Here is a 16,559-nt window from a genome sequence, read left to right as displayed (position 1 = left end):
AGATGATAGAGAATTATACATTTATGTTTCTACAGTCCTAAAAAGGGTGACCTTGGTATGTTGTTGACCTCTCGTAGTCTTCTTGCCGCAATGGCATTAACATGCGCCGCACCGGTAGCGGCTTTCGCCCAAGTAAGCGGTGAGTCAGCGGCAATCCAAGGGGGGTATTATAGGGTCGAGCCTCTCCATACACAGGTTAGTTTCTCAGTTTTGCATCTGGGCTTTACTGTTTATGAGGGGTTGTTTTCTGGGGCGTCTGGTACCCTTATTTTGGACCCTCGGCAGCCTGAATCCTCTAGTCTAACAGTGTCTCTCCCCATTGCCTCTGTCCAAACAACCAGCAGCAAACTGACAGAAGAATTGAAAAGTGACGCATGGCTAGGGGCCGCGCAATTCCCTAAGGCGGAGTTTGTCTCCGTAAGTGTGAAGCAAACAGGGCCTAATGATGCCCTTGTAACGGGTAACTTGACCCTGCATGGGATAACACGCCCAGAGACCTTGCATGTTCATTTTATTGGGGCGGGTGTTAATATGCTGGATAAACAATACACAGTGGGCTTTGACGCAACAGGGACCATCAAACGGAGTGAGTTTGGGATTAAAATGTTCGTCCCATATATTAGCGATGAAGTAGAATTGCGGATTGCTGGTGCGTTTGAGCGGCAGGCTGTACAGCCTGCCTCCAAAGATCAAGACGATTAATAGTTATAGTTAGATGCTGCGGAGGATGGCCGCTTGACGAAAACCATCCTCCATAGACCCTAGGGTAAGGGATTAGGAAGACCAGTTCTTCTCAAAATCCCCAAAGAGGGTTAACCCCCCATCGACATAGAGCGTCTGCCCTGTAATGTAGCTGCTTTCCTCAGAAGCGAGGAAGCCCATAGCATCGGCAATTTCTTGGCTTTCACCCGGTCGTTTCATAGGGATATGGCTGGCAACGGCTTTATATTGCTCAGGGTCTTTTACCCATGAATCGTTGATTGGTGTCACAATAGCACCGGGGGCGACAGCGTTAACGCGGATGCCGCGGGAGGCATATTCCAACGCTAATGTACGCACCATATTATCGACTGCCCCTTTAGAGGCAGAATAACCTAGATAATGGGGCTTAGGGATTAATTGATGCACGGAGGAGTTGACAACAACCCTCCCTTTAATCCCGTGTTTTAGCCAATAGCGCAGGGCTTCGCGGCAGCAGAGCATCACCCCTGTGACATTAACGGATAATACACCTTCAAAATCCGCCAATTTGACATCTTCAGAAGGGGAAGGGATTTGATACCCGGCATTGCAAATGAGTACATCCAAGCCGCCCATGGTCTCAATACTCTCTTTAAAGAGCTTTTGGACTGTCTCCTCATGTGAAATATCACCTGTAGCGATGACGTGTTCACCTGCCTCGACTTTAGGCAATGTCTCTAAAACGGCCCGTAACTTATCTTCTTTACGGCCATTAATAGCAACGCGGGCCCCTTCTTTGGCAAAATATTGTGCAGCAGCCTCACCAATTCCCTGAGATGCCCCAGTGATGAGGACCTTCTGCCCTTTAAAACGTTTTGATGGATTTGTGGACATATAAACCTCAAACCTTTCCCGTTAGGGTTGTGGGAAGGAAAACCCCTCCCAGCAGGAATCCTGTGGGAGAGGGAGAGGAAAATCAAGCGTTTTTCATCGTTTGGGTAAGGTCATCCAAAACTTTGCCGGGGTCTTTATTTTCCAACACGGCAAGCTCTGCAACAAAGCGTTCCTGTGCGGCTTCAAAAAGTTTCCGCTCAGAGAAGCTACCATCCAAACTATCGACATTGCGGCGGAGGTCGCGCAGTACTTCGGCGATTTGGACGAGATCGCCAGAGTTAATCTTCTCTTGATACGCTACAGCACGACGCGCCCACATACCACGGCTAACATGGGGCTTACCTTTGACCACAGCCATGGCTTTATCGACAATCTCGCGCGTTGCAATTTTACGCAAGCCGGATTTGCGCGCCTTAGCCAGTGGGATGCGCAAAGTCATTTGATTGCCGGGGAAGGAAATCTGAATCATTTCGATCTTCGTATCAGCGATTTCTTCTTCGCCGATGCGGTCAACCCGGCCAACACCATGGGCTGCGTAAACGATAGCGTCTCCCTCGCGGAAAGGATTCTTTTCCTGCTCAGGGTCTTTCTGACGGGCAGTGTGCTCGGCGGCGGCGCGGGCCATCTCGTCAGTGACACCACCCTTATGGGGCATTCTGAAGCTGTTGTTCATGTAGCGACCCTACCAGAAAAAGAGGAAGTTGTCTTGTTTTTACGCACTGGTTAATCTTTTTATACCGTTATTACGGCACACGCCCAAATTGTGGGGTGGGCATGGGGTGGGGCTTTTGCCCCAAGGGTTGGAGCAAATCACGCTCAATCGTGCGGCTAATAGTCAGCATAGGTAGAGCATGAGGGCTATCGCGGAAGGGTTCTTGCAGGTTGCGCCCGCTTCTATCAAGCATTTGGAAGAGCACCCCGATAATGCTGGAGCCTAAGGGAGTAATCCACCCTAAGGTTTGTACAGCCGAAAGCGGAAGTAAGATACAAAATAAATGCGTAACGATATTCGGTAGCATCGAATATTGAATCGGTAATGGTGTATTACGAATACGCTCTAACCCCCCTTGTGCATTGGCAAGGTCGGAGAGGATGCGATCCACTGTTCCATGAACAGCACCATCAACATTACGTTCTATAACAAGATGGCGGACAGACTGACCCAGCTTATAAAGCAATGCATTGGCTGGATTGCCGCATGAAAATACAAAGTTATAGGTATCTTCATCTAGCAATGTGCGAATGACAGCATCAGGTTCATTATTACTGAGGGAAGATTTGAGGATATAAGGATAGGCTGCCATAGCCCGTGCAAGATCCGGTGCTCCGCCGAGAAGGGAGTCGACCTCACGGCCAAAAGAGCGGCAATTATTGGTGACAGAGCCCCATAAGGTACGTCCCTCCCACCAGCGCGCATAAGCAGCATTATTGCGGATACCGAGGAAGATAGCTAAAGCCGACCCCATCAGGGAGAAGGGTAAGGCAGGTTGCTCCATCCATTCCTGATGGAAGATTTGGAAGAGAATCACAACCACGCAATCCCATCCTGTCAGGATAACGAGAGGGGGGATAATTTCCTTAAATAATATGGAGAAGCCGTACCGGCGTTTGATGATCACGGGGGCAGAATCCTCACATAAATTAGCAGTGATGACATCAGGGCTTGAAGCCCGCTCATTCTGTGGCACAATCCAGATAACAGAAACTGTGGAAACAAGGTAATTACGCAATGGATGTTCGCGCTGCAATCGCTTTAGAGGCAGGACAACCGCTGGTTGTCGATACTGTTCAGCTTGAAGGCCCTCGCGAAGGGGAAGTTTTGGTAGAGCTGATGGCTACCGGGCTATGCCATACGGATAAATATACACTCTCCGGTAAAGACCCGGAGGGGCTGTTCCCCTCTATCTTGGGGCATGAGGGTGCAGGGATTGTGCGTGAGGTAGGCGCAGGTGTGAAGCATCTGAGACCCGGCGATCACGTCATTCCTCTTTACACGCCGGAATGTCGGGAATGTCCGTCTTGCCTCTCTCGTAAGACGAATCTGTGCACGTCTATCCGCAGCACACAGGGCAAGGGCCTTATGCCTGATGGGACGACACGTTTTTCCTATAAAGGGAAGCCTGTTCATCATTATATGGGCTGCTCTACCTTTGCTAATTTCACGGTCATGCCGGAGATTGCTTTGGCAAAGATTCGCTCTGACGCACCGTTTGATAAAGTTTGCTATATTGGCTGCGGTGTGACCACGGGTATCGGCGCGGTATTATTTACGGCGAAGGTTGAAGCAGGCTCCACCGTGGCTGTGTTTGGCCTTGGCGGTATTGGGCTGAATGTCATCCAAGGGGCTAAAATGGTCGGGGCAAACCGCATCATCGGTATTGATGTGAACCCAGAGCGTGAGGCCATTGCCCGTAAGTTTGGGATGACAGATTTTGTGAATCCTAAAGAGCTTGGTGAGAAGGGTGACCTTGTTGCGCACTTAATTGAGCTGACCAATGGTGGGGCGGATTATACGTTCGAATGTGTGGGTAATGTTAGCCTCATGCGTCAGGCCCTAGAGAGTGCCCATCGCGGTTGGGGTGTTTCCTGCGTGATTGGTGTTGCCGGTGCGGGGGAAGAAATTAGCACGCGTCCCTTCCAGCTTGTGACAGGTCGGCGTTGGATTGGTTCCGCCTTTGGGGGGGCGCGTGGCCGGACGGATGTGCCCAAAATTGTTGATTGGTACATGGAAGGACGCATCAATATTGATGACCTCATCACCCATGAGATGAAGCTAGAGGACATCAATAAAGGTTTTGACATGATGGGGCGCGGCGAAGGGATTCGTAATGTCGTGAATTACAGATTATGACGGCAAATCCTTTCACACTTCTTGAGAGCCATGCATGTTGTGGGGGGGAAGTACGCTTCCTCTCCCATCAATCCCGTGAGCTAGGCTTGCCAGCGCGGGTTAATCTTTTCCTCCCAGAAAGTGCCGTGGCGGGTGCGGCTGTCCCGGCTGTGTATTGTCTGGCTGGGCTGACATGCGACCAAGATACGTTTTTGATTAAAAGCAATGCCATCCGCTATGCGGCAGCGCATGGCTTGGCCCTTATTGCGCCTGATACTTCTCCACGTGGCGCAGATGTCGCGGGGGAAGATGAGGCTTACGACCTAGGGACAGCGGCTGGTTATTATCTGGACGCCACTGCGGACCCTTGGGCAGCTCATTATCGTATGGGCTCCTATATCTGCAAAGAGCTTCCTGCTTTGATGGAAGCCCATTTCCCCCTTAAAGCGGGATGCCGTGGCATTATGGGCCATTCTATGGGCGGGATGGGAGCGTTAGCCATTGCGTTGGGGGATGCCTCTGCTTGGCAAACGGTCTCCGCTTTTGCGCCTATTTCTGCCCCTGCGCGCGTCGAATGGGGCCAGAAAGTCACAAAGGCTTATTTTGGGGGCTATGAGGCTGAATGGGGGCAATATGACCCTTGTTTACTTTTAGCCGCAGGGAAGACTCATCCCGGGCCTTTGCTGGTTGATCAGGGTACAGATGATGAGTTCCTCGACCGCTTACGCCCTGATTTGTTGGAGGAAGCGGCCGCGAAGGCAGGCCAAGCTCTCATGCTACGCCGCCATAAAGGCTATGACCATTCCTATTGGTTTGTGCAAAGCTTTGTGAAAGATCACCTCGCTCATCATGCTAAAGGCTTGCTGTAAGGTCCTTATTATAAAAAATCCCCTTCCTGTTGTATAAGAGGAAGGGGATTTTCCTTTTATGATGATGTTTTTGCCCCATAAAGGGCATCTGGTGTGATGTCTGGCTCGGTAAGTTCTATGAGGCCGGTAGGGGTAAGGGCGTTATAAAAACAGCTACGCCGCCCTGTATGGCAGGCCACACCTTTTTGTCTTACAGTCAGCAAGAGACAATCCAAATCACAATCTAGCGTAGCGGCAAGAAGATGCTGCACTTGGCCAGAGCTTTCCCCTTTACGCCAGAGTGTTTTGCGGCTGCGTGAATAATAACATACCCGGCCCGTTGTGAGTGTTTCTGCCAGGGCCTCTCGATTCATCCAGGCGAGCATAAGGACGTTTCTGCTCTCATCTTGAGCAATGGCACTGATAAGCCCTTGCTCATTAAAGCGGACTTTTCCCAAAAGCTCTGTCAAAATAGGCGTGGCTATAGGGGCCCATTCCACTTTATTGTCCTGCTGTGTCATGTTTCATCTCCTCACGAGGTAGCCAATCTGGCCAATTAAGTGTGATGGGGCATGGTCCGAGCATAAGGTTAGTCGCCTCCCAAGCACGGCGATGGAGCAGAGCAAGACCGTGAGATCCGTTATAGGAGCGGAGTTCGCCTACCTCTTGCCCATCAAGCGTGATAGCTGCATCAGCAGGGAAGGGTGTTCCATCTCGTGATGAAATCGGCAAAATCCGCTTTTTGATAAGCCCACGATAATGGGTACGAGCGGTGACTTCTTGGCCGAGGTAACAGCCTTTCTCCCACGAGACACCATGCAAATAATCCATATTCGCTTCTAATACGAGCGTTTGGCCGGGTATGATGTCCGCATCATCAGGGACACCAATTGTCAGGCGATGTTCCAAAGAGGCTAATGTCGTGTCGTGATGAGGTGTCGTGATGATAGAGGGGGGACATATGGCCCGCCATCCAAGGCTAGGGTGCCGCGGGTCTGTCACGGTGATGAGGGTGTGTTCTGGGGGGGCATCTTCTGGCGTACCTGTTAGGATGCCATACTCTGTTAGGTCTATCTGCACATCAGCCCGGAGGCGAAACCGCTTGAGTGTTTTAATGATGCTTTCAGCCTGCGCGGCAGTAATGTCGAGATAGAGAGCGTCTTCTGTCTTCCAGAGAAAGAAGAGCGATTCTATACGGCCTTGTGCATTAAGGAGGGCCGCCCAGCAACTTTGTTGTGGTGGCAGAGTGAGGACATCATTAGTGATAAGCCCTTGGAGAAAGCTTGCGCGTTCATTTCCTGTTAATGAAATGACAGAACGGTGAGAAAGATGGTTGCGCTTCATCAGTGTCCGCATGATAGTGAAATCTTAGGTGTGGGGAGTTTCGCCCCATTTAGGGGTGAGATACAAGAGATCATCTTCGCGTTCTGGACGATTAGAGGGGATTTTTAAGCTTTGCTGACAGATGAAATCGTTGACCCCGCTATTGATACCACAGGGCGGCGGTGGCAGCTCTTCCAATTTATTGGGCCGATTTTGGGCGTTATTTTGGTCATTGTGACCATCGCGATGGTGACGCTCTACACATATCGCACCATGCGGGAAGGGGCGATTACCCTATCGCGCAACTTGCTGCGTAGCCAACAACGCTACATTACCGAGGAGGTCAGCCATTATCTCTCCCCCGCTACGGGGATCTCCTTTATGGCTAGCAATATGCTGACAGGTGACGACCAGAAACAAAATGTCGCAACCTTCATGACCCTTGGTCGTTCCGTCCTGCGTGATATGCCGCATGTCGATAGCTTTTATCTCGCGGATGACCAAGGTCATTTTTGGATGACGAGCCGGCGAGATGATGATTATGAAGAAACAACCATGCAAATGGAGGACGGTGCTCCCTATTATCGTCATAAAGTCACGGATAAAGATGGTCGCTTTATCTCGACAGATCGTTTTTCGGCTGAAGGATACGACCCTCGCTTACGGCTTTGGTATAAAAAGGCTGTAGAGCGTGAAAGTAGAACGCCTGATCGCCGTTTATTCTGGACGGCACCATATTTGCATCTTTCAACACGTCAATTTATTGTAACAGCGTCTTTGGCTTTCCAAGCATTGGATGGACATAAGATTGTTTTTGCAATTAATATTTCCCTTAATCAGCTTACTAAGTTTGTAAACAGCCTTAAAGTCGGTAAAAGTGGGCAGGCCGTTATTGTCGATTTAGATGGTCATGTCATCGCGGGCCATAATATGGCTGACATTGGCAAGCCCGGCTTTGATGCTGCTAATGTGAGGCTAGACCCTAAAACACAACCTGTTTTTGTACGTGCGTTAGATGTCTTCCGCGTTATGGGGGATGGTTCTGGTCTGGTTCATACGCGTGGGTTAAATTATGTAACAATTGCCGCAGCTATGCCTTTAGCAAAACGCTCTTGGGTGCTTTTACTTAATGCTCCTGAGAATGATTTTGCTAATTTTACACAAGTTGTGAAGCATCAAACACTTTACTTCTCCATTATTATCGTTGGTTTGGCTTTAGTTTTGGCCGCGGGGCTTATTTATCAAGGGCGTCGTGTTGAAAACTTACAGAAGAAGTTAGGGTCTTTTGCAACGGAGAGAAAAGAAGATAATATCATCCTCCTCAAAATTATTAACACCACGGGCTTGTTAGACCCCAGTAAAGAGCAGCCTTATTTATGTGAGGCTTTAGCCGACAGGTCTGTGGCGCGGCGTGTTAGTATTTGGCGGCTTTTATCTGATGGTAATCGCCTTCTTTGTGAAGATATGTTCGACCGGGAACGCAACGCCCATCGTCTCGGTATGGAGCTAACAAAGATGGGTCATCCCGGCTTGTTTGAGTGCTTAGAGGACGGACATCTCATCGATGTGCCAAATGCAGAAGATGATCCTCGTCTTCAGAGTGTGCAACGTGTTGTGATGCGTATGATTGATACGCACCATCTTGTTTTGCTTCCTATCTTAGAGGAACATCACCTCGTTGGGGCTATTATGGTGGAGGACCCAAACCAGATTACGGAATCCGAGCGAGTGATGACGTTAGTAGCCTCTATTTTGGCGGTGCGTTTTAGTCAGGCTCAAGAGGAAGATAAACACACGCAAGAAGCGTCTCCCCTGCCGCCTTCTGTGGCACAGCAAGCATCAGCAACGCAATCTAGGCCGCCAATGCGGATTATCGAAGGCTTCCTCCTGCGTTCTGGGGAGGAGGAACATCATCCAAATGATCTCCCAGAATCAGGGTTATATCCAAGTGTACCTATTATGGTCTTGGAGTTCTCCGAGGCGTATTCCGCCAATCATGATGCGGCGCGTGTGATGTTGGATTTGGTCAGTGAGTTGACCGATAAGATCCAAGCTATTGCGCGTGAACATAAGTTGTTCTCAGTACAAGTGGCGGGGAATCGATTTATTTTTCTAGGGAGTTGTTCTCAAACTGCGGATTCCGAGGGGGCAGCTAATATAGCTGATGCAGCGATTGGTATCCGCGAAGCATGCTTGATGACGATTTCACAAACTAATACGCGGCTTATGTTCCGTATCGGGATTGATGTTGGCGCAGTCCTTGTAGCGCGGTTAGGGCAGAAACGTGACGTCTTCAACCTCTGGGGGGAAGGGCTAACCATGGCCGGGGCTTTGGCCCATAACGTGCCAGATGGCGGGCAGATTCAAGTGTCGGACCGTGCCTATCAAGTGCTGCAAGGGGTCTTCCTATTCCGCTTGAGAGGGGAGTTCTTCTTACCGGGGAGTGGCATTGCCAATAGCTATATCCTCGCCGGTAAGGGGGATATAGGAGCGACAGATAAAACATGAACTTTTCTGAACGCTTTTCCATCTTACATATTGGCCTTGCTTTTTTAGGGCGTTTTTCTCGTTCCCTCCCACGCTTTTTCCTCATTGTAATTGGGGGAGGATGGGGGGTGCTTTATACGGTTCTCCGCCCTAGCGCGTGGCGGCGAACTGTAATGATTGAGTTCCGCCGAAGCTTGCGCCAGTTAATAGGCGGTGGATTTTTTAGCGTTGTTGTTGTGGCGTGTTTGACCGGGTTTGGCTTGGTTTCCCAAGCTGTTTATTGGCTAGGTTTTGCCGGTATGTCTCAGATGACAGGCGGCCTTTTGTCCAGTATCTTGCTGCGGGAAATAGCTCCCATTTTAGTGGGGGTCATTCTGCTAGGTCGCTCTGGCATGTTGATGCTGACGGAAATGGGTAATTTAACAAAAGGAGGGCGGCTTAATACCCTCAGCGGTATGGGGATGGACCCGTTCCTTATCTTTGTTGTACCGCGCACAATCGCCATGACTGTTGGGGGGGTGACATTAGGGACTTTGTTTGGAGCAATGGCCCTGGCCACTGGCTATGTGGCATGCTGGGCGAAGGGAATTGTCACCGTATCTATTTGGTCTTTCCTTTTTGAAGTCGTAAATAGCATGCAGTTGGTGGATTATATTGGTATCCCTTTAAAGTTTTTACTTAGTGGTTCCACTGTTGGGCTATGTTGTTGCCTGTCAGGTATTGATGTGACTGCAGAGGATAATTTGGCGACATTAATGCCACGCGGCTTCTCACGGGGGATTATGTCCATTTTGGTGATTAATGTCCTCATTGACGTTATTTTGGGGAGTCTTTGATGGATAATACCCTTACCGGAATGGGGCGCGATTATGACTTCATCTTAAAATTGGATGAAGCCGTCCCTTCATCAGATTCAACAGGCCTTCCACCGGTAAAATATAATCTCTTTGTCGAGCCGGGCGAATGTGTCTTTGTAGAGTGTCGTGATGAGTTCCGTTCAGCCCAATTTGCAGATTTCTGTGCTGGCATTTTGCCTGTTAAAGAGGACCCTGCAACGGGGAAAAGGCGCGGTGCTGTCAGCTGTATGGGGTTAGATTGGGCGGAGCTGGATGAGCGGCGAGCCAATGCCTTGCGCGGTCGTATAGGGCGCATCACAGTTGAGAGTGGCTGGATTGACCTTTATGAAATGCACCTCAATATCTTATGGCCGAGCTTGCATCATAGCCGTGCCCCTTATGATAGATTAGTGGGGGAGGCTGTTAAATTATGTCAATCATTTGGTTTGCCGGGTTTGCCAACACAGCTCCCCGAGAAGCTTTCTGCTCTTGATAGAAAAAGGGCAGAATATGTGCGGGCTTTTATGAATAACCCCTCCTTGCTTTTATTGGAAAATCCCGTCAGTCTTACCGCACCGGTTGAGCTTTATAATGCGTTTTTTACCGAGTTGACAGCCGCAAGAGAGCGAGGCTGTGCCGTCATATGGGTGGGGGCGGAGCGTTCTGCATGGTCTGGCTATCTTCAGCAGGGTATGCAATGCTTTCGTCTTGGTGATAATGGACTCTTAAAGTGAGAGATAAATGATGCGTTCCCTGCGTTTGCGCCGCCAGACAGGTTTATCAGCTCCGTTATTCCGAAGCACTTTTGTGGATGAGTGGGTAGGGCTGCTGGTTTTAATTGCGATTGTTATTTTAACAGCAACCTTGGTAGAGGCTGGTTTGCTTAAACAATGGCTAACCCCTGCTGGGCGGATTCATTTTGTCTTGCCTGAAAGTGGCGTTGCAGGTCTGGCCGTTAATAATGATATTGAAGTCATGGGGGTTCGTGTTGGGGAAATACGCAAGCTAGACCTCAATGAGTCTGGCCGGATGTATGCTGAAGGGACGATTGAGCCGCATTTTGAGCGTTATATTCGTAGTGATAGCATTGCCACCATTAAGAGACGCCTTGTTGTAACCGGTGCTGGATATATTGAGATTACACGCGGGCAGGGCCAGCCGTTAAATTGGGGGTACGCGGTCCTTAACACCAATATTGATCCTAACCCAGCGGATATGATCATCCAAACCTTAACGGATTTACGGGCAAGTCTTCTCCCTGCGATGAGCAATGTTCAGGATATTACGAAGCAAGCGCGCGATATTATGACAGACCTACATGCAGGGAAGGGTACAGCCGGTGCTCTCCTTACAAGGGAGGAAACAGCGAATCATATTAATGCCATTCTTATTAGCCTAAACCAAGCGATCGAGAATGTGCAGCCGTTAGAGCGTAAACTTCAGATCACATTAGATGAAGCTAATGGGACGATGAAGAATGTGAACAATATGACAAACGGCTTAAAAACCTCCGTTCCCGATGTTAATCGGACAGTGCGTAATGTGGCAGAGGCTACAGAGCAACTCCCCGCCGTTTTGGCTGAGGCAGAAGCTACCGCAGAGAGTTTGCGACAGTTGAGTGAGCAGCTGCGTGGCTTGTGGTTCCTTGGGGGGCACGGGAGCAGTAAAAAACATCATACACGCCGGCTTCCCGCGCGGGAGGTGAAGCCATGAAGGTGGGGGTTCTTGCATGTTCCCTTATATGCATAGCGGGGATGCTCTCAGGCTGCTTTGGTGGAGGAAACCCAAAGGGCTGGCATGACCCGCGTTATGAAAGTTTGATGGATGTCGGTAATAGTGTATTCGACCTAGAGCATCTAAAGCCTGCACGACAGCAATATAGGGCCGCGCTGGACCGTGCTTTTATGGCTAATAATGCACAGGCTATTCATGATGCAGGCTTTAACCTTGCGTTGAGCGAACTGCGTTTGAAGTTGTTTCAAGATTGCCTTGCAACGCTGCAACATATCACGCAAGCTCTTACTGTGCGAGGATGGACAGACGCGCAGCAAGCAGATTTACATCTCATTCGTGCCAGTGTGTTTTATGAGCAAAAACAATGGCAGGCCTCTTTCGCAGAGGCGGAACGCGCTAAACAAAGCCTAGAGGGTGCTACCCAAGCGGAAGCCTATGCTCTTGCAGGATTAGATGCGGCTGAATTACGTGATCCCTCACATATGGATGACGCTATCGCCTTCCTTTCTAAAAGCCATGATGGGCGTGACCAAGCCAACATGAAAGAGCTGCTCATTCATCGTGAATTGATGGACCAACAATGGCAGCGCGCTGCGGATGATGCCCATAATCTTGCCCAAATCCGGGAGGAGGCATTGCATTACGAGTCGATGCGGCGCGCTCTTAGGATGCGGGCCCAAGCTTTGCGCGCGATGGGGCAGGATGACGCCGCCCGTGACCTCCTTCAGCAAGCAGTGGATAGTCAGAAAACACACTCCACCCCGTAAATGCGTTAGAAAACAGGCTCCCGCGTAAGAATGGGAGCCTGTTTGAAACTATTAGGCATGAACCATAGGCGTCATGCCTAGCATGGCCAAGAGTTCGGTATCACGGTTTTGGGCGGGGTTGGGTGTCGTGAGCAGTTTCTCACCCCAGAAGATAGAGTTGGCCCCCGCGAGGAAACAGAGTGCATGTGTGGATTCGGACATGGACTCACGCCCTGCGGCAAGGCGAACATGGCTTGCAGGCATCATAATGCGTGCTGTTGCAATGACGCGAGCAAAAGTAATCGGGTCCACTGTGGTCTCATCCGCTAAAGGGGTGCCTTCCACACGGACTAGGAGATTAATCGGCACACTTTCAGGGTGAGTGGGAAGATTCGCTAAGGTGGTGAGCAAACCGGCACGGTCTTGGCTATCTTCGCCCATGCCGATAATCCCGCCACAACAGATTTTAATCCCCGCATCACGCACATTCGCCAGCGTATCCAAACGCTCTTGGTAGGTGCGTGTGGTGATAATCTTACCGTAAAAATCCTCGGACGTATCAAGGTTATGGTTGTAATAATCCAACCCGGCATCCTTTAACCGTGCAGACTGGCTAGGGGTGAGCATCCCAATGGTTAGGCATGTCTCAAGGCCCAAAGCTTTTACCTCCTCTACCATGCGGCAAACGGCATCAAGGTCGCGGTCTTTAGGTGCGCGCCAGGCGGCTCCCATACAAAACCGGCCTGCCCCAGCCTCTTTAGAGCGTTTGGCATCAGCGATAACGCGCTCTAACGGCATGAGTTTTTCTGCCTCCATGCGCTTCTCGTGATGGGCACTTTGTGGGCAGTAGGCGCAATCCTCTGGGCAGCCCCCACTCTTGATGGAGAGTAGAGTCGATATCTGCACTTTGGTAGGGTCAAAAAACTGACGATGTGCCTGTTGCGCTTGGAAGATTAACTCGGGGAAGGGCAGGGCTAATAGGGCTTCTGCCTCCTCTCGTGTCCAATCATGCCGAAGGCGAGGGGCGTGCGGCACAGGGCAGGGTTGTTCAGTCATTAAGCTTTTCTCTCCTAGTTAGCTGTCTACACCTATCCAAAACGAGCGCGCTATGCCATCTGAAAAGTGTGCTAAATGTATGAAGGTTACGGCATCATCACGGCTATAAGGAGTGTGGTTGTATGAAACATTGGCAGATCGACCAAATGGATTGGGATGCTTTTGATGCCACAAAAGTGAACCCAGACATTCTGGCCTTGGTAAAGGCTGCCTCCGTTGTGGAGCGTAACGCACGGGATTACACAATTTACCTCCGCAATGTCTTTCATGATGATTCAGGTTTTCGTGATGCTGCAGAGAATTGGGCTGAAGAAGAAGTCCAACATGGCGATGCATTAGGTAAATGGGCCATGCTGGCAGATCCTAGTTGGGATTATGTTGAGGCTTTTAACCACTACCGTGAAGCTTATAAAATCGATACGGACGTTTCATCCTCCATCCGTGGCTCACGCACGGGCGAGTTGATTGCGCGTTGTATGGTGGAGACGGGGACATCCTCCTTTTACACCGCGTTAGCCGATGCGACAGATGAACCCGTTTTAAAGGCCGTCTGCAAACAAATAGCCGCCGACGAATACCGGCATTTCAAGCTCTTTTATGACAATATGCACCGTTATTTAGACCGTGAAAAATTAGGCCGTTGGTTCCGGTTGAGGATTGCCCTTAGCCGCGTGATGGAAAGTGAAGATGATGAATTAGCCACAGCTTATTACATCACAAATACGCGCGGTGACGCACATTATAATCATAAAGACTTCATCGCGGCTTATATGGCGCGTGCTTTGTCTTTTTATCAGCAGAAGCATCTGGACCGTGTAACGGCAATGATTCTCAAAACTTCTGGTTTGACACCACATTCCAAGATGCAGGCATGGTTAGCAAAGCTGTTCCATAAAATTATTGCATGGAAGCAGAAATCCTACGCGCGCTATTTAGCACAACAGGCTTGAGGGTATGATGAAAGTTAACGCTCTATCATTGCGTAAATTATTAAAGCAGGGCAGCATCCTCATGATGATGGGGGCTGGATTTATGGGTGGGGTTGTAACGCCTAGCCTTGCTCAAGAGCCTGCATCATCTATTCAGCCTTACCAAAATAGCTGGGGGTTTGACCAAGAGGGCATGGACCCAACCACCCCACCGGGGCAAGATTTCTTCACCTACGCTAATGGGCGTTACATCACGCAGCTGCATATTCCCGATGATATGAGTAGCTATGGGCCGTTTCATATTCTATTTGAGTTATCCCAAGCGCGGCAGCGGAGCTTATTGGAGTCTTTATCGCCTTCAGGGAAGAATGATGAGCAAAATAAGCTTGCTATCTTTTACCATAGCTATTTGGACCAAGCCGCTGTGGATGCACAAGGGATAACCCCTTTGCATGATGAGTTAGCACAAATCCAAGCTGCAAAAGATGCGCCTTCCTTTGCTCATCTCTTTGGAGCAGCGGCAGGCTCCTTATCGTTTAGTCCTTTTGCATTGGATATTGAGCAAGACCAAGCAGACCCAACCCGGTATATGTTAATGCTGGACCAAGGGATGAGTATTGGCATTAGCGGTGGCTTGGGCTTGCCTGACATTAGCTATTATACAAATCCTAAATTAGCCCCGCAAAAGCAAGCATATCAGGCTTATATCTTGCAAATGCTCAAGCTTATTCAATGGCCGGAGCCAGAGCATAACGCCGCTGCTATTATAGAGTTAGAGACAGCCCTCGCGAAGGTTGAGACACCACGGGATCAAACGCGTGACCCGTTAAAAATGTTCAACCCGATGAAGGTGAAAGAGCTCATCACTCTCGCACCCTCTATAGATTGGATGACCTACTTACGCTCTATGGGGCTGCCGGAGCGTGGTTTAGCAGAGCGTGTGATTGATGTGCGGGAGCCTCACTCAATTGCGGCGATGGCGCAGATTATTGCAGGGACAGAGAGCACAACATTGCGGGCATGGCTGGCATTTCATCTCGCCGATAATGCTGCCCCCTATCTGTCCCATGATATCTCCGATGCGTCCTTTGCTTTTAATGGTCGTACGCTAAGCGGTATTACGCAACAGCCAGTCCGTTGGAAGCGGGCTGTGCGTGTCACAAACACGGCAATGGGTTGGGCTTTAGGACGGCTTTATGTGCAGCATTATTTCCCTCCAGAAGCCAAAGAGCGCATCACCAACCTTGTTAATGAGCTAAAAACCGCCTTCCGCTGGCGACTAGAGCATAATGACTGGATGGACAGCCCCACGCGTAAAGCTGCGTTGGTAAAGTTGGATCATTTCGCTATGCAGGTTGGCTACCCGCGGAAATGGTGGGATTATTCCGCTTTGGAGGTCCGAGCGGGGGATGTGTATGGCAATGCTTCACGCGCAACGGCGTTTAATTGGCAGCATCGCCTTCATCAGCTTGACCGCCCCGTGGACCGGGACGAATGGGATATGACGCCACAAACCGTCAATGCCTATAATGACCCGGTAAAGAACGAAATTGTCTTCCCCGCAGCCATTCTTCAACCGCCCTTTTTTGACCCTAAAGGCGATATGGCGGTGAATTATGGTGGGATTGGCGGCGTTATTGGCCATGAGATGAGCCATGGTTTTGATGACCAAGGCCGCCATTATGATGAGCATGGCCGTTTGCATGATTGGTGGAGCCAAGCATCTTCACGGGCTTTTGAGGCACGAGCAAAACGGCTCGGGGCGCAATATGACGCCCAAGAAGTTCTACCGGGGCTGCATGTAAATGGCACGATGACCATGGGGGAGAATATTGCAGACCTTGGCGGGCTGAATCTTGCCCTCCAAGCCTATCATAATAGCCTTCACGGTAAGGATGACCAACCATTGCATGGCTGGACAGGGGACCAGCGTGTGTTCCTAGGCTGGGCGCAGGTATGGCGCGAGAAGGACCGCCCCGATGCGCTGCGGCGTCAGGTCTTATCGAACGAGCATGCACCAGCGCGTAGCCGGGTGAATATGCCCGCTCATAATATCGACCTCTGGTATAAAGCTTTTGCAGTTCATGCGGGAGATGCGCTTTACCTACCACCGCAAGAGCGCGTTAAAATCTGGTAGCTCCTAGGAGCAAATCTTTTATAGAGGCCTTTAGCGGGTGGGAAAACAGAGCTAAGGG

General features: G+C 50.1%; 16 protein-coding genes. 10 read left to right on the top strand and 6 right to left on the bottom strand.

Features of this window, described 5'->3' with window-relative positions; all coding sequences use genetic code 11:
• Positions 1–57: 57 nt before the first annotated feature.
• On the top strand, positions 58–702 hold the full coding sequence (locus GM557_RS05095; protein WP_155573228.1) for a YceI family protein: 645 nt from the start codon (positions 58–60) through the stop codon (positions 700–702).
• A 72-nt stretch (positions 703–774) separates the two neighbouring features.
• Here GM557_RS05095 and GM557_RS05090 read toward each other — a convergent pair whose 3' ends face one another.
• The 3 genes from GM557_RS05090 to GM557_RS05080 all read right to left on the bottom strand — a co-directional run bounded on the left by GM557_RS05090 (position 775) and on the right by GM557_RS05080 (position 3,194).
• A complete protein-coding gene (locus GM557_RS05090) occupies positions 775–1,575 on the bottom strand; it encodes a glucose 1-dehydrogenase (protein WP_155573227.1) in 801 nt (266 codons plus the stop codon).
• An 82-nt stretch (positions 1,576–1,657) separates the two neighbouring features.
• Positions 1,658–2,248 (bottom strand): CarD family transcriptional regulator, encoded by a 591-nt coding sequence (locus GM557_RS05085; RefSeq protein WP_099027284.1) that lies wholly within the window; start codon positions 2,246–2,248, stop codon positions 1,658–1,660.
• 70 nt (positions 2,249–2,318) lie between these two features.
• Positions 2,319–3,194: a bestrophin family ion channel gene (locus GM557_RS05080; protein WP_266137494.1), complete on the bottom strand. Its 876-nt coding sequence runs from the start codon at positions 3,192–3,194 to the stop codon at positions 2,319–2,321.
• A gap of 110 nt (positions 3,195–3,304) precedes the next feature.
• Here GM557_RS05080 and GM557_RS05075 point away from each other — a divergent pair, with 110 nt between their 5' ends.
• Together GM557_RS05075 and fghA are read left to right on the top strand one after the other, a co-directional pair.
• Positions 3,305–4,426, top strand: a complete 1,122-nt coding sequence (locus tag GM557_RS05075; RefSeq protein ID WP_155573226.1) for an S-(hydroxymethyl)glutathione dehydrogenase/class III alcohol dehydrogenase — start codon at positions 3,305–3,307, stop codon at positions 4,424–4,426.
• A complete protein-coding gene (fghA, locus tag GM557_RS05070; protein ID WP_155573225.1) occupies positions 4,423–5,274 on the top strand; it encodes an S-formylglutathione hydrolase in 852 nt (283 codons plus the stop codon). Before GM557_RS05075 ends, fghA begins: the two co-directional genes overlap by 4 nt.
• 56 nt (positions 5,275–5,330) lie before the next feature.
• Here the strand turns inward: fghA and hisI are convergent, their stop codons facing one another.
• Together hisI and GM557_RS05060 are read right to left on the bottom strand one after the other, a co-directional pair.
• A complete protein-coding gene (gene hisI / locus GM557_RS05065) occupies positions 5,331–5,774 on the bottom strand; it encodes a phosphoribosyl-AMP cyclohydrolase (protein WP_155573224.1) in 444 nt (147 codons plus the stop codon).
• Positions 5,755–6,609 carry a folate-binding protein YgfZ gene (locus tag GM557_RS05060; protein WP_155573223.1) on the bottom strand — a complete coding sequence of 285 codons (855 nt, stop codon included), beginning with the start codon at positions 6,607–6,609 and terminating at the stop codon, positions 5,755–5,757. The genes hisI and GM557_RS05060 overlap by 20 nt, the downstream gene beginning before the upstream one ends.
• A 99-nt stretch (positions 6,610–6,708) precedes the next feature.
• On the opposite strand from GM557_RS05060, the gene GM557_RS05055 reads away from it, so the two are divergent.
• Genes GM557_RS05055 through GM557_RS05035 form a run of 5 tightly spaced genes read left to right on the top strand, consistent with a single transcriptional unit; the run spans position 6,709 to position 12,400 of the window.
• Positions 6,709–9,084 (top strand): adenylate/guanylate cyclase domain-containing protein, encoded by a 2,376-nt coding sequence (locus GM557_RS05055; protein WP_155573222.1) that lies wholly within the window; start codon positions 6,709–6,711, stop codon positions 9,082–9,084.
• Positions 9,081–9,899, top strand: a complete 819-nt coding sequence (locus GM557_RS05050) for an ABC transporter permease (RefSeq protein WP_155573221.1) — start codon at positions 9,081–9,083, stop codon at positions 9,897–9,899. The genes GM557_RS05055 and GM557_RS05050 overlap by 4 nt, the downstream gene beginning before the upstream one ends.
• Positions 9,899–10,633, top strand: a complete 735-nt coding sequence (locus GM557_RS05045; RefSeq protein ID WP_230880599.1) for an ABC transporter ATP-binding protein — start codon at positions 9,899–9,901, stop codon at positions 10,631–10,633. Before GM557_RS05050 ends, GM557_RS05045 begins: the two co-directional genes overlap by 1 nt.
• 7 nt (positions 10,634–10,640) lie before the next feature.
• Positions 10,641–11,612, top strand: coding sequence for an MlaD family protein (locus GM557_RS05040; RefSeq protein WP_230880598.1), 972 nt, complete (start codon positions 10,641–10,643; stop codon positions 11,610–11,612).
• Positions 11,609–12,400, top strand: coding sequence for a hypothetical protein (locus GM557_RS05035; protein ID WP_155573220.1), 792 nt, complete (start codon positions 11,609–11,611; stop codon positions 12,398–12,400). The genes GM557_RS05040 and GM557_RS05035 overlap by 4 nt, the downstream gene beginning before the upstream one ends.
• Positions 12,401–12,451: 51 nt before the next feature.
• Here the strand turns inward: GM557_RS05035 and bioB are convergent, their stop codons facing one another.
• The gene (bioB, locus tag GM557_RS05030; protein WP_155573219.1) at positions 12,452–13,435 is read right to left on the bottom strand and encodes a biotin synthase BioB; all 984 of its coding nucleotides are present in this window, start codon (positions 13,433–13,435) and stop codon (positions 12,452–12,454) included.
• Positions 13,436–13,557: 122 nt separating this feature from the next.
• Here bioB and GM557_RS05025 point away from each other — a divergent pair, with 122 nt between their 5' ends.
• The gene (locus tag GM557_RS05025; protein ID WP_155573218.1) at positions 13,558–14,385 is read left to right on the top strand and encodes an acyl-ACP desaturase; all 828 of its coding nucleotides are present in this window, start codon (positions 13,558–13,560) and stop codon (positions 14,383–14,385) included.
• Positions 14,386–14,389: 4 nt separating this feature from the next.
• Positions 14,390–16,501, top strand: a complete 2,112-nt coding sequence (locus GM557_RS05020) for a M13 family metallopeptidase (RefSeq protein WP_370513430.1) — start codon at positions 14,390–14,392, stop codon at positions 16,499–16,501.
• Positions 16,502–16,559 lie beyond the last annotated feature (58 nt).

This window comes from Bombella sp. ESL0385 (genome assembly GCF_009725755.1).
Lineage (GTDB): Bacteria > Pseudomonadota > Alphaproteobacteria > Acetobacterales > Acetobacteraceae > Bombella > Bombella pollinis.
This window is presented reverse-complemented; position numbering and strand designations above follow the sequence as displayed.

Bases quoted from the DNA above. Each gene is read 5' to 3' on its own strand.
- GM557_RS05035 (WP_155573220.1), top strand. From the start codon at position 11,609: ATGAAGGTGGGGGTTCTTGCATGTTCCCTTATATGCATAGCGGGGATG.
- GM557_RS05060 (WP_155573223.1), bottom strand. From the start codon at position 6,609: ATGCGGACACTGATGAAGCGCAACCATCTTTCTCACCGTTCTGTCATT.
- GM557_RS05090 (WP_155573227.1), bottom strand. From the start codon at position 1,575: ATGTCCACAAATCCATCAAAACGTTTTAAAGGGCAGAAGGTCCTCATC.
- GM557_RS05050 (WP_155573221.1), top strand. From the start codon at position 9,081: ATGAACTTTTCTGAACGCTTTTCCATCTTACATATTGGCCTTGCTTTT.
- GM557_RS05085 (WP_099027284.1), bottom strand. From the start codon at position 2,248: ATGAACAACAGCTTCAGAATGCCCCATAAGGGTGGTGTCACTGACGAG.
- fghA (WP_155573225.1), top strand. From the start codon at position 4,423: ATGACGGCAAATCCTTTCACACTTCTTGAGAGCCATGCATGTTGTGGG.
- GM557_RS05045 (WP_230880599.1), top strand. From the start codon at position 9,899: ATGGATAATACCCTTACCGGAATGGGGCGCGATTATGACTTCATCTTA.
- bioB (WP_155573219.1), bottom strand. From the start codon at position 13,435: ATGACTGAACAACCCTGCCCTGTGCCGCACGCCCCTCGCCTTCGGCAT.
- GM557_RS05040 (WP_230880598.1), top strand. From the start codon at position 10,641: ATGATGCGTTCCCTGCGTTTGCGCCGCCAGACAGGTTTATCAGCTCCG.
- GM557_RS05025 (WP_155573218.1), top strand. From the start codon at position 13,558: ATGAAACATTGGCAGATCGACCAAATGGATTGGGATGCTTTTGATGCC.
- GM557_RS05095 (WP_155573228.1), top strand. From the start codon at position 58: ATGTTGTTGACCTCTCGTAGTCTTCTTGCCGCAATGGCATTAACATGC.
- GM557_RS05075 (WP_155573226.1), top strand. From the start codon at position 3,305: ATGGATGTTCGCGCTGCAATCGCTTTAGAGGCAGGACAACCGCTGGTT.
- GM557_RS05020 (WP_370513430.1), top strand. From the start codon at position 14,390: ATGATGAAAGTTAACGCTCTATCATTGCGTAAATTATTAAAGCAGGGC.
- hisI (WP_155573224.1), bottom strand. From the start codon at position 5,774: ATGACACAGCAGGACAATAAAGTGGAATGGGCCCCTATAGCCACGCCT.